Here is a 13,524-nt window from a genome sequence, read left to right as displayed (position 1 = left end):
CTCTTTTTTAGTTTAAATTAAAAGAAACAACATTTACTATGCATCGCTTCACGAATTTTCAGAAACGTGCTTCATCCAATATTTTTCCTTAAATTCGCATAAAAATTTTAAACTAATGAATTACGATATTATTGTCATCGGAAGTGGTCCTGGTGGATATGTTACTGCAATTAGAGCGGCGCAATTGGGTTTCAAAACTGCAATTATCGAGAAAGAGAGTTTAGGGGGAATTTGCCTTAACTGGGGATGTATTCCAACTAAAGCTTTGTTGAAGTCGGCTCAGGTTTTTCATTATATTAACCATGCTGAAGATTATGGTTTGAACAAAGTGGAAGGAAGTTTTGAATTTCCGAACGTAATTCAGAGAAGCCGTGGTGTTGCCAACAAAATGAGCAAAGGGATTGAATTCCTGATGAAAAAAAATAAAATCGATGTTATTTTAGGAACGGCTAAAGTACAGAAAGGTAAAAAAGTCTCTGTTACGGATAAAGACGGAAAAGTAACCGAATATACAGGTACTCACATCATTATCGCAACGGGAGCCCGTTCAAGAGAATTACCTAACTTGCCACAAGACGGTAAAAAAGTAATCGGATACAGACAGGCATTATCTCTTCCTGAGCAGCCAAAATCTATGATCGTTGTAGGTTCCGGAGCTATCGGAGTGGAATTTGCTGATTTCTATAACACAATGGGTACAAAAGTGACTGTTGTTGAATTTATGCCAAACATCGTTCCTGTAGAGGATGAGGAAATCTCTAAACACTTAGAGAAATCTTTGAAAAAATCAGGCATCGAAATCATGACGAATGCTTCTGTAGAAAGCGTTGATACAAGCGGAGAAGGAGTGAAAGCTACTGTAAAAACTGCTAAAGGAAATATCGTTCTTGAGGCAGACATCTTATTATCTGCTGTGGGTATTGCTGCAAATATCGAGAACATCGGTCTTGAGGAAGTGGGAATCCAGACAGATAAAGGAAGAGTTTTGGTCAACGAATGGTACGAAACTTCAGTTCCAGGATACTATGCAATCGGAGATATCATCCCGACTCAGGCTTTAGCACACGTTGCTTCTGCTGAAGGGATTACTTGTGTTGAGAAAATCAAAGGAATGCACGTTGAGAAAATCGACTACGGCAATATTCCTGGATGTACGTACTGTCATCCTGAAGTGGCTTCTGTTGGTCTTACTGAAAAGCAGGCTAAAGAAAAAGGATATGAAATCAAAGTGGGTAAATTCCCTCTTTCTGCAAGTGGAAAAGCTACGGCGAACGGAAATACGGATGGTTTCATCAAAGTTATTTTCGATGCTAAATACGGTGAGTGGTTAGGTTGCCACATGATCGGAGAAGGAGTTACAGATATGGTTGCTGAGGCTGTTGTGGCTAGAAAATTAGAAACTACAGGGCATGAGATCATCAAGTCTATTCACCCGCACCCGACAGTTTCTGAAGCTATTATGGAGGCTGCTGCCGCTGCTTACGGAGAAGTGATCCACATTTAATCTGAGGTTATTATTTTAAATATTAAAACCACAGATTTTCTGTGGTTTTTTTATTTTCCGAAAAATTAACAAAATATTTAGATTATTAAATACATTGTGTAACGATGTTTTCTTAAATTTATTCAATGAACTTTGAAAAAACAGGATTGGTTTTATCGGGTGGTGGTACCAAAGGTATTGCTCATGCAGGAGTTTTAAAATTTTTGCTTGAAAAAAATATTGATGTAGATATTTTGGCATGTTGTAGCGCAGGTTCTATTGTGGGATGCCTTTATGCAGTAGGGAAAACACCGGAAGAAATCCTTGATTTTTTTCAGTCGGTTTATTTCTTTAACTGGAAACATTTTACGTTCAATCAGCCGGGGCTGGTTTCTTCTGTTATTTTTAACAATTATCTGAAACCTATTTTTCAGGATATGAAAATCGGGGATTTAGAGAAACAGGTTAAGATTGTGGCTACCGAGCTGGTTTCCGGAACTGAAAAGATCTTTGATGATGATTTCCTGGTTACCGATGCCATTATAGCGTCCTGTTCTATTCCGGGAATTACGACACCCTATATTTTGGAGGAAGAAATGTTTTGTGATGGGGGAGTCCTTAATAACTTTCCTGCTGATATTATTCGGGATGACTGTGATAAGCTGATCGGGGTTTTTGTCTCTCCGCCTCATGATATTAAAATCAATGATTTGAAGTCGATAAAAGCTATAGTTTCACGTTCTTATGATCTTCTTTCTTACAGAATTGAAAAAGTAAAATTCGAGTATTGTGACTGGTTCATTTCCTCTCAAAAATTATCCAGTTTCGGAACCTTTGAAAGAAAAAAAGACCGCCTTGAGCAGATTTTCAATATAGGATATAATGCAGCCAAAGAAAGTTTTGATGAAAGTAATTTTTATTTGAAAATAAAACCAGCAGGTACATAAAAATAAAACTCTCACTGTTTATGTGAGAGTTTTTATTTTAATTTTTTACGATTTGTCCATCCTGATTAACGATTGTTTTTCCGTTTTGATCAGTCACCACAAGAGTATAAGGTGCTTTTTTAGGCGAATCGGTTAAATAATTTCTCCAGACCTGATAAGTATAGCCATTATTGTTAAATTCATAGTAATAGTTTCCTCCGGTTCCGTCAGGAATCAACTCTCCGTCAGAAATAATCATGCTCGGTTTTGAAGTTACTTTTCCGGTCGCTGCCCAAGATTGATAAAGATATTTCCCGTTGGGCTGCTTATCTATTTTGAGCTTGAACTTTTTCGTTTTAATAATGACTGATTTTGGTACTTTTTCCTGTTTATAATTTTCTTTTGAAACAGGATTCTCATGGATTGTATGTGCTGTAAATAATGAACACTGAGCAATACAAAGCGCTGTAAATAAAAGTTTTTTGATCATTTTTAATATTTTTATTGGTGATGTTAAATTTATCAAATTAAAGCTAATTAATCCTATTTTTACAAGAAACTTTATGACTAATAATTGTTAAAGAAAAGAAGAACGCCCGAAATTTTTCGGGCGTTCTTCTTTTTATGCGGTATAGCTTGCAAAAGCTTCTTCAAGGCTTTCAAATTTACCTTTAAACTCTTCAATAGGGCAATCCTGAAGAATATTTCCTTTATGGATAAGAATTACACGGGAACAAAGTGCTTCAACTTCCTGCATGATGTGGGTAGAAAGTAAAACTGTTTTTTGCTGACCGATTTCTTTTACCACATTTCTGATCTCAATGATTTGGTTGGGATCAAGACCGTTGGTAGGTTCATCCAGAATCAATAAATCCGGCTGATGAATGATGGCCTGTGCAAGACCTACTCTTTGTTTATATCCTTTAGAAAGTTGTCCTATTTTTTTAGATTTTTCCGGAGTAATTCCTACTAAATCGATCACCTCATCTACTCTTGATACAGGAATTTTATGAATATTGGCTACAAATTGCAGATATTCCTTTACATACATTTCCAGGTAAAGAGGATTATTCTCTGGTAAAAAGCCAATTTTTCTCTTGCTTTCTATCTCGTTTTCTGTAATGTTTTTCCCGTTAAAAATAATTTCACCCTCATCTATGGTAAGTGCACCGACAATGGATTTCATAAGTGTGGATTTTCCGGCACCGTTTGGGCCCAGAAGACCAATGATCTCATTTTTATCAATTGAAATATTAATATTGTTAAGCGCAGTTTGTTCTGCAAACTTTTTCGTTAATTGAGTTATTTGAAGGGACATAATCTGATGAGAATCTTTTTTTACAAAAATAAAAATAAAAAACTCATCCTAAGAGAATGAGTTAAGTATTATTGATTATTTTTTTGATTTCTTTCCTTTTGTGGTTGCCGGTTTTGCTGTTTCAGGAGCAGGCATTGGATTCACAGGGGTCAGATTGTTCTTTGCAACAGGTTTATACAATGCTGATTTGGTTGTTCCTATACCAAAGATCTTGTCAACCTGCTTTTTATTTAAAAACTGGGATTTCCCTACATACTTCCTGTTCTTATTGATGTACTGAATAAACTGAACAGTAGGCTGTCCGTAGTTTTTTTCATAGTGCAGTTCAATAATATCATTAGGAAGCTCCAGAGTAATGTTTCCTGTTGGTTGATCTATAAGGCCATCGGTAATTAATTTATAGAGGCCTTCTACATCCCCATTGACATCTAAAAATGAAAATGATCTGAATGTATTGAGATTACTCGTATTGAGGTCCTGATAATTAATAGTGAATTTATCGTCTTTTTTGAATAAACCTACAGAATTATCTTTTCCAATTTCTACTAAAGTCTCGTTTTTTAGTACTTTAATTTGCGAAAAAACCGAAATACCGAACGAACAAGTAAGGAGTAGAATTAATTTTTTCATTTGGGTGAATTTTAATATTTCATAAATTGGTATGTCTAATGTAATAATAAATCTTCTATTAGACAACATTTATAATTCTTCACAAAAATAGTACTTTTTTTAATATTGCTATTGGAAAGAATGCTAGGTTATTGCCATAAAAACATTTGTAGTTGATTTTAAATACTTTATTTTTCAAAACTCCTGTGTTTTGATAGATTATTTAACGAAATCATTGCAGATTACTGTTTAAAGTTGGACAACATTTATGTATTTCCTCCATAATGATGAGTTCTTGTAATGGACAGGAGATTGTTATCAGTGATTCTAATTATAAAATTAAAACGGCATTACTTTCAAGATAGTAATGCCGTTTAGCTTTATTTTAAAATTTCCTGATCATAAAGAAGGTTATCGTCTTCATCAAAGCTTATGATAAGCATTTTATATTGTTTTGCAGAGTCATTATTGAAAAACTTAATTCTCGGAGGAACATAATCACTGTCAAACAAATTAGGATTCCAGTACAATGTTTCTCGGGTATCATTTTCAATTTTAGCCGGAGAATCATTATCAATCATTTCAATAGGGAATTCCGAAGGTTTATCGTATCCTTTTACTATGGCCAGATTATTATTTTGTGTTGCTTTTTCACTTTCATTGCTTTTGGATTTCATATTTCCTTTCATGGTATAGATTAATACGGCATCACCTATTAATCCGGCTCCTTTAATAATTTTCACCATAGCAATATTGGTTACGGGGAGACTTGCAATCATACTGGGATCGGTTTGAACTTCATCTAAATAGAGTTTTGCCTGACTGCCACGAATATAGGGTACATTCACTCCTGAATTGTCCCGTTGAAATGTTAAACCGGCCGCTCTTCCCTGCAGCCAGTCAAAAATATTGTTGGATCCTCCAACATGCTGGTCTTCATTTACAAAATCGAATATAGTAGAATTTATAGAACTGAACATTCCTGTAGAAAGTTGTTTATCCAATTCTTCTTTGGGATCTTTTTTCTTTCCTATTAATTTTACTTCTTCAATTTGTACATCAACATTCTCAGTTTTTTTAATATTCTTCTGCGTATTGATAGCTCTGGAAATTGTTGGAGCAAGCTTTCTGTTTTCATTGGCTGTTACCAATTTGTATTTTGTGGTTGGAAAGTTGCCTTTAAATGGTGTAGGAAGTACCAGTGGTTCTACGGTGATGAATAAGTTATCCGTACTGGATTCTTTATCTTTTTCTGCATTTACAAATAAGGAGACAGTTAAAGGCTCGTCAAAGCTGAGATTATCCAGATAGACATATCCGTTCTGATCCGTTTTAAATAAATTAATAGTAGGTTCATTCTTCCCTAGTTTTAATGCTAAAGTAACATTGGTATCTTTCAGCATAGCATTGTTTTTAAGAGGTTTTACCCTATAAGAAAGAAATTTTTGAGAATTGTTTTTAATGGATGGCACAGATCCGTTAAGAACAGAATTCCAGTCAAATCTGTTCCAGTTTTCAGAAATAAGCAAAGCGTCTAAAGCTTCACTATTGGCATTGCTGGAGAAATATTGCGCCGGACTGTCTATTTTTGAAGTAAAATCTCCCGTTAACCAAAGGCTGCTCAGAAGGTTCTCTTCTTCCGGTGTATTGTTGCCATCGTTTTCGCTTACCAAAACGGTATAGTTTTTAAAATATGATTCCGGGGAAAGATCAATACTGTTGAAAGATCTTGGCGTAATTTTTAAATTTTTACTAATAATATCTGCCTTTTCAATCTTTAAATTATTAGGTTTGATAAAGCAAAGCCTTTGAGCGACTAGATTGTCCTGCTCATCGAAAATGGCTAATTGTAAAATACCGTTGGCTCCGTTGCTTATTTTGGTAGGAATAAGACTTGAAACTTCATTAATTAGCTGATTGATATTCGCTCTATATGCCAAATGGTTGTTGATGGTTCCTACAATTTTATAATTTTGAAGCTGCTGCTTTAAATTGACTCCTTTTAAACTGTACTTAATCCCGTCTTTAGAGCTGGAAACCTGCAGACTGACACCATTGTTTACGACTTCAGGTAAATCTATGGTTTGCTTTTTTCCTGCATTATCCTGAATGATAGCCTGGTATTTTTTTCCAGAAGCCGGAGTTATTGTAAATGAGGCAACATTTTTATCAAAAGCTGTAAAGGTAGTTACAGGGACATTCGGATTTTGTGTGTCTATTACTTTTCCGCTCCAGTTTTCCGGTAAAGAAGTATTGCTGGATAATCTTACGGCAAATTTTGTTGGTACTCCATTAATGAAAGTTCTTCCTTCCGGGAAAGCTTTTGCAGACCAGTCTGTACTTTTTGCAATTTCTAATGTTTTAGTAGAACTGGGATTGTAAACCGGAATGGTTTTAACGATCTGAAAATCTTCGTTAAAATTCGTCATATAAGGCGTATAAGCTCTTACAAAATAAATTTGCTCAGGAAGATCTTCTTTAAGTTTAAAATCTCCGCTGCCTTCACCATTCGTGAGAAGTACCGTTTTCCAGTCTATTAATTTTTTATCGACATCATATAATTCAACAAACAGAGTAGTAGACAATGCAGAACGATTGTAACCATCAAAAACAAAACTTTTGAACCATATGTGGTCACCAGCAGCATATTGTGATTTGTCGGTAAGGATGTATACTTTTTCCTGTTCATAATTATTTTCAAGACTGGCAATTGCTTTTTCCAGTTTGGTTTGTGCCAATGCAGGCTGTACCGCTGAAATGAGCAATAAAAAGAAGATGTTTTTCATAGAAAATCTTAACGCATTTTTTAATCCAATGCTAAATTACTCAATTAAAGACTTTAAAGTTTTCTAATTTCAAAAATTAAGGAGATTTTAACAATAATAACGGGAAAGCGTTACTTTAAATAAATAAACTTTGACCTTTTATAAGTAGTAAAAAATGGTAGTGACTTTTTTTATAAAAATAAACAAAACCGATTCGTAACAAAATTCGAATCGCTTTTGTTTATTTGCCATATGAAAAGATTGTCCAAATTGAATTTCACTTCGTATGATAGCTAAGCAAAAACAATTATAAAGAATTAAAATCGTTCTTTCAACTCTTCGATTATTTTGATTTTCATTAGGTAAATAGTTTTTATTTCTCCATTCACCAGTAAAACCTAAGGATTAACGCTTCCGTAAAGATAAATTTAAATCCTTTAAATTTAAAACGTTTCGCTAAAGTTTCACCTAACTCGTCTAAATTTTTAGCATGCTTACTTCAACCGATTTAAAAAAATTCCGCAATGTCAAAAACATTTGCGGAGTTTTTATGAGATTAACAACTGTATTCCCTATAATTTAATGAAAGCTCTTTACATCTTCTATCAAATCGTCATCTTCTCCTTTAATGAAAGGCAGGAAATAGGCTTGTAAAGTTATCATTGTATTTCTTAAATCTGTTTTCATATCTTCTTCATTAGGCCAAACGCTCAATCGCTTTGTCAAATTCAAATCTGCAGCCCTCAAATTTCTAACCCATAAAGCAACAGAAATATTAATCCTTAAATCCTCTCCTTTATATGATGTAAAATCTAAATCTGTTCCACCAAGACCATCATCTGATATTAGAAATGTACATTTAGGAAAAATAACCTCTGCAAAAAGGTTAAGGCCATTGTCAATTACTTTGTAAGATGTAGGCCATAGAAATTCTTTCATAATCTCTTCTACCAATGAGGCACTGAAGAATTCTTCTGTCTCAAATCGTTTTTCGTCCATTTTTATTTAATTTTTTTTGCAATATTACCTTCTATTTTATATCCATTTTTTAATAAAACATCAATTTCTTGACTAAAAATAGTGGGAATACGATTTCCTAATTCATCTAGTATAAAATCCTTATCTATCTTCACAAATAATTTATCAATTGATTTTGGATCACTAACAAATCGAACACTATTTTTACTTAAGTATTTTATAGCATTTACATTCTTCACAACACCAGTAATGGCGACAGTTGCATCAGGCTTAAGTGCTATTTTTGAACATCCAAATATCTCCTTTATTGCCTTTTTTTCAATTATTTCAAATTCTTTACCCCCTAATAAATTTGGCAACAATTTTCCTTCTGAGTAAATCCTGAGTTTTTGATTCAACAATATCATCAATCTTACCTCTTCCTAAAGGAATTTTAGGATTAATTATACCATAGAAAGTAAACCATCTTCTTTTTAATTCTAAAGAGAATTTTTTAAATTTAAAAGGTTTCGCTAAGTTTTCACCTAATTCATCTAAATTTTTAGCGCCTTTCGCTATTCTTTACTTTCATATAATGAAAAAATTATAAAAAAACTCCGCAAACGTCTTTTGACATTTGCAGAGCTTTTATGACAGTGTTTTTATAATGGTGTTTTTAACAGTACTTCTTATAAAATTTTGCTTATTCTATTTTCAAAGTTTCTAACGCTTCATCTAAGCTAAAAAAAAGTTTAGAATTTTTTACAAAACCATAAGTAGTATCTGTATCTTTATTGATTATATAGCTTACTTTAGCTGGATTACTATCAAAGTCTTGATAACTAGGCATAAAATCTTGTAAGTACTTATCTAAATATTGATACTTAAAATCTGTAATATCAATGATAACATGTTTTACCTCTGAAAATTTTAAAAATTTATTTAGAGTAGAATAAAACCTTTTTGTTTCTAATATATCGTCATCGAGATCGTTAGTAAATCCTGGATATTCTCCTTTTATTTTAAAGTAGCCTAACTCATTTTTTTTGTCGTGCATCATTTCAAAGGACAAGAAATGAATAAAATCTTTATATTTAAAGATTTTAGGAATGTCTTTTTTATAATCATAGGTTCTTATTTTCCCATCAAAATATTTTTTTCTCATTAACGAAGAACAATAATTAATACTTTCTATTGTATCATTAAAAATATGCTTAGCCTTAATATGATCAAGATCTCCAATAAAAATATATTTATCAAATGAATCATCTTTTAAATCTAAAATATAATTTTCTACTAAATTTAGTTCCAACAAATCAATAATAAAATAACTACTGTCATATAAATATGATAATTCTTCTTTTAAAAAGTGTAATAGTAAGTTTATTTCATTACTATGTAAGTTACCTTTGATTTCAATAAACAAAATACCATAATGACTCTTTGTCAATTTCCAATAATATTTCTCAATATTAAAAGGGTATTTTGGTAAATCATATGTGTGCAAACTCATATCTAAAATATTATTTCTTTACCTGTTAATACATTTTCTGATATAATACGAACAGAACTTTTTCTACCTAACTGTTTTTGAGATTCTTTAGAAAAGTCTTTAATCATTTCCAGGTATTTTTCGTCAATTTCTTTTAAATGATTTTCTTTTAATGAATTTGTAATATTATCCATTTTTTCAAATAAATTATGTTTGTTTATAAATTTAGTGTCTATGATGAAGAAATCTAAATCAGCATTAGGGTTAGAAAAGAAGTCTAATCCATTTTTGGAAGACGTTCCTGATAAGGAACTACCTCGTAAGCCTACTTTTATGTCTTCTCTTCCATAAATTTTCAATAAATTTTTTAATCTACCTAATCTTTCTACTAACTCTCCTGAAGATGTAAAGCCACGTATGATTTTTCCTTTTCCAAAGTCTATTTCTTTTGATCTTTTTTTAGCTTTTTGTAAAGCATCTTTTATTTCTTTTTCAACTGCATCATCATCAATTTTACCTTTCGCTAAAGGAATTTTAGGATTAATTATACCATACAAAGTAAACCATCTTCCTTTTAATTCCAAAGAAAATCCTTTAAATTTAAAACGTTTCGCTAAGTTTTCACCTAACTCGTCTAAGTTTTTAGCACCTTTAGCGATTCCTTTTCCTATACCTTGGACAAAGAACTTCGCTTTACCAGCCTGCTTCACAAATCCTTTTCCGGTAGCAACAAGAACATTTTTACCGGCTTTCAGAGTACTTTTAGCTCCTGCTTTGGCTAAATTGACCACTCCTTTTACTCCGCCTTTCGCTGCTGTTCTTAATACTTTAAACAATGCAGCAGAATCGAATAAAAGTATGAAAATTAATTCAACTAAAATAATCCCGATGGCTCTTGCTAAAGCTTTTCCTGCAGTAGCTGTTTTTCCTAGCCAGCCATCAGTCATAAATGTCTTGAAGAAACCACTGGCTTTTGCAACAGCTTGTGCCATCATTATAGCAGCAAAGATTTCGAGTGCAGGTGGAATCAATGCAAAAATAGCTCCTGCTGTAAGAATTGCCAATGCGGTTATCCCAAGAACAATTGCAGCTCCAATACCAATGTATTTCCATTTATTTTCTGCCCAGTTTTTCTTAATTCCTGCCCACATCTGCTCTTTTAAATAGTATAAACGAACACCCGGAGTCCATGGCCCAACCAGTTTCATTTCTTCAGGCATTGAATTTGCAGTTGCGGCCTGTTTTCCTGAGGAACTTTCTGTATCCGTACTCGGCGGGGATTGGCTGTTTTGATAATTGATAAACCAATCAGCCTGAGCATATGGATCTGCAGGAATATTTTGATTTCCTGTTGTCACTTCTTTATCTTCCGATGCTTCTGATCCAACAGCAGACTGTTTGAACATGTCAAGTGTATTTCCATTAGCTCCGAAATCAATTTCACCATTGCTGCTTTGTAATTGTGCAAGAATTTCCGGACTCAATTCCATATCATTGGCAACCGGGTCAACATGAAAATCGTCTTCATTGTAAGAGTTTCTTCCTAACAATTCAGAGTATTCTGAATCTGATCCTGAACCCGCTACCTCAGCCATTGCTGTTTTTTCAAACGGTAACGGTTGTGTTACATCCATTCCTAAAAACTCTTCAGAAATTTGCCCCATAAAGTTATCAGGCATTACCATGGCCGAACTCACTAAATTCGCTAGACCTTCCATTATTTTTAGAATTCCGGCTACAATAAAGTTGACCGCATCGAGAATTAAATTATAAAAATCCTGTAATGCACCAATCAATTTATCTACCACATCTGCCAAGAAATCAATTACTGCAATAACCGCTATTTTGAAGATTTCAAAGACTTGATTCACATATTTTTCGGCGACAGCTACATATTGGTCTATTTTGGCTTTCAGTCGGTCTCTGATACCAGGGAAAGCAGCTAGAGCAAAGTCTAAGAAACCTTTTAACAACGAAGCAAATCCTTTGATAAAACCTACAATTGCCTTTCTTGCGACCTCTAATGCTGCTAAAACTAATTTTTTGGCAGTATCAAAAATAACTTTTACAGCATCTCTTAGTTTTTTGAAAATATCATTCAAAGCGCTTTTGAGAACATCAATGAAATTTTTAGCTTTATCGGCAAGCCAACCAAAGAAGCCTCCGCTCTTTTTCTCTTCTTCATCCTTTTTTGCTTTGGCATCTTTATCTGCGACTTCTTTTTTCTTACGTGCTTCTTTATTAGCGTAATCAATATGCCCCTGAGCTGCAGATTCACCTTTACTCTTTTCTGCCTTTATATTTCCAAGAGTAGTTTTGGCCTGTTCCCCAGATTTTTTCGCAAAATCGGATTCTGTTTTATCAAGTGCATTTTGCCACTCAACTCTTGAATTGTGAACATCTGTTTGGGCATCTTTTACTGATTTTCGCTGCTTCTCTTGAGATTGGTCTTTTTCGGCTCCTATTTGTGTTTCAGCAGCTTTTTCCTGCTCAAGCACTTTTTGATCGTGTTCTAATTCAGCAGCCTGATATTTTTCATTTTCGGCACCTATTTTAGATTGAATAATTGGTTCAAACTGAGTATTGATATTTGCTTCATCCATACCTTCCAGCTTCAAAGCATCAATAGGCTGCTTTTTAATTGCTTTGGAGTTTATTTTTCGAGATGGTTTTAGCATTTCATCATTTGGCTTTTTGATAATGCTGTTTTCGCCATAATCTTTATGAATATCTTTTGCCGCCTGATTTTTTTTGATGTTCATGTCTTGTGCAACATCGTTTTGCTCAATCACCAGATGTTCTGTATCAGCTTCTCCCGTAAGATCTACTCTTGTATTCTGCTGCATTGTTGTAGGAATTGAAGAAGTATCCAGACTAATAGCTCTAAATTGCTGTGTGGCCTGTTTTTCCAGTTCACCATTTTTATTTCCTGCTGCATTGAAAGAGTAGCTTGTTTTTTTCAACGGTTCATTTTGTGGGAAGGAAATCTCTTTTTGCTTTGGTTTTAGCCCAGTAGATTTAACTGTTTTTTTACTTGATTTTGCTACCGTTTTACCCGCACCAGATTTACTTTTTGCTTTAAATCCTGAAAAAGCGCTACCTATCTTAGCATTCACTTTCGGAAGCTTTCCTGTTGCTTTTTCAGACTGACTATTTAAAAGTGAAGTACTATTATTCTGAACAGTATTAAGATGATCAGCCAGTTGTGTAGCCGGAGTAGCTGACAAATCAGCTAAAGATACATCAGCATTACCTTTACCAATCGGTTTTTGCTTTGCTTCTTGATTTTTTTTGTTTTTCTGATGAGCTACCGCTTGCTCTTGTACCGTCTGCGGAAGATACGTACCATATTTAACGTCATTATAATTATGTGCCTGATTGACATTTAAACTTGCTATATAATTTTTTTCGGTCTCTTTTGTATCAGGATGGTTGACATCATTGGTTTCGGCTAAACTTTCCTGATGTTTTTTATACATGAGCTCAGCACCTTGATCGTAAATAGTTTGAGAACCATGAACCGCTGCAATACTGCCATTAGTACCGAGACGGTTATTATCAGTGTTAGATGATCCAGGCTTAATAGGTGATGTTTCAGGATTTTGTGCCTTTACGTTGGTTATTTCTACCTCAGATAGGGGTACCACAGATTCTTGCTGCCTTTGCTTTCTGCTTGGGCTTTGGTGGGCATTGTCTTTTTCTACAGGAATTGCTGCTTTCATTGACTTAGTTTTTTAATTTCATATTGATTTTTTAAAGACATACAAAACGCAATTAATCTAATTGCGTTTTATACTACCTATTGAATGTGAAAAACAGATTGTGATGGTGGATTTTTTTAGAATCTGAGTAGCTGGGAGTAGTGTTCAGTTTTATTAGGAGAAACAGGCTGTGCTAAGCTATTTCTGGCTTTTCTTCTTACTTTTTTGATTTACAGATTCAAAGTTCAAGCTGGTAAGTTGGTTATACTTCAA

General features: G+C 33.7%; 10 protein-coding genes. 2 read left to right on the top strand and 8 right to left on the bottom strand.

Features of this window, described 5'->3' with window-relative positions:
• Nucleotides 1-115 precede the first annotated feature (115 nt).
• Nucleotides 116-1,504, top strand: coding sequence for a dihydrolipoyl dehydrogenase (lpdA, locus tag MKS83_RS07105; protein WP_240582569.1), 1,389 nt, complete (start codon nucleotides 116-118; stop codon nucleotides 1,502-1,504).
• A gap of 125 nt (nucleotides 1,505-1,629) precedes the next feature.
• Entirely contained in the window at nucleotides 1,630-2,430 is an 801-nt protein-coding gene (locus MKS83_RS07100; protein ID WP_240582568.1) for a patatin-like phospholipase family protein, read from the top strand.
• A gap of 37 nt (nucleotides 2,431-2,467) precedes the next feature.
• Here MKS83_RS07100 and MKS83_RS07095 read toward each other — a convergent pair whose 3' ends face one another.
• The 8 genes from MKS83_RS07095 to MKS83_RS07060 all read right to left on the bottom strand — a co-directional run bounded on the left by MKS83_RS07095 (nucleotide 2,468) and on the right by MKS83_RS07060 (nucleotide 13,272).
• A complete protein-coding gene (locus tag MKS83_RS07095; protein ID WP_100376189.1) occupies nucleotides 2,468-2,899 on the bottom strand; it encodes a hypothetical protein in 432 nt (143 codons plus the stop codon).
• Nucleotides 2,900-3,031: 132 nt separating this feature from the next.
• The gene (locus MKS83_RS07090; RefSeq protein ID WP_240582567.1) at nucleotides 3,032-3,727 is read right to left on the bottom strand and encodes an ABC transporter ATP-binding protein; all 696 of its coding nucleotides are present in this window, start codon (nucleotides 3,725-3,727) and stop codon (nucleotides 3,032-3,034) included.
• 75 nt (nucleotides 3,728-3,802) lie between these two features.
• Nucleotides 3,803-4,357: a hypothetical protein gene (locus MKS83_RS07085; RefSeq protein WP_240582566.1), complete on the bottom strand. Its 555-nt coding sequence runs from the start codon at nucleotides 4,355-4,357 to the stop codon at nucleotides 3,803-3,805.
• A gap of 359 nt (nucleotides 4,358-4,716) precedes the next feature.
• Entirely contained in the window at nucleotides 4,717-7,122 is a 2,406-nt protein-coding gene (locus tag MKS83_RS07080) for a hypothetical protein (RefSeq protein ID WP_240582565.1), read from the bottom strand.
• A gap of 558 nt (nucleotides 7,123-7,680) precedes the next feature.
• Nucleotides 7,681-8,100, bottom strand: coding sequence for a hypothetical protein (locus MKS83_RS07075; RefSeq protein ID WP_240582564.1), 420 nt, complete (start codon nucleotides 8,098-8,100; stop codon nucleotides 7,681-7,683).
• 2 nt (nucleotides 8,101-8,102) lie between these two features.
• Entirely contained in the window at nucleotides 8,103-8,477 is a 375-nt protein-coding gene (locus MKS83_RS07070) for a hypothetical protein (protein ID WP_240582563.1), read from the bottom strand.
• 284 nt (nucleotides 8,478-8,761) lie between these two features.
• Nucleotides 8,762-9,571 carry a hypothetical protein gene (locus MKS83_RS07065; protein ID WP_240582562.1) on the bottom strand — a complete coding sequence of 270 codons (810 nt, stop codon included), beginning with the start codon at nucleotides 9,569-9,571 and terminating at the stop codon, nucleotides 8,762-8,764.
• Nucleotides 9,572-9,573: 2 nt separating this feature from the next.
• Nucleotides 9,574-13,272, bottom strand: coding sequence for a hypothetical protein (locus MKS83_RS07060; RefSeq protein WP_240582561.1), 3,699 nt, complete (start codon nucleotides 13,270-13,272; stop codon nucleotides 9,574-9,576).
• Nucleotides 13,273-13,524: the final 252 nt, after the last annotated feature.

The organism is Chryseobacterium sp. Y16C, assembly GCF_022488405.1.
GTDB classification, from domain to species: Bacteria; Bacteroidota; Bacteroidia; order Flavobacteriales; family Weeksellaceae; genus Chryseobacterium; species Chryseobacterium geocarposphaerae.
Note: the sequence above shows the minus strand (reverse complement) of the source record. Positions and strands in the feature narration are given on the sequence as shown.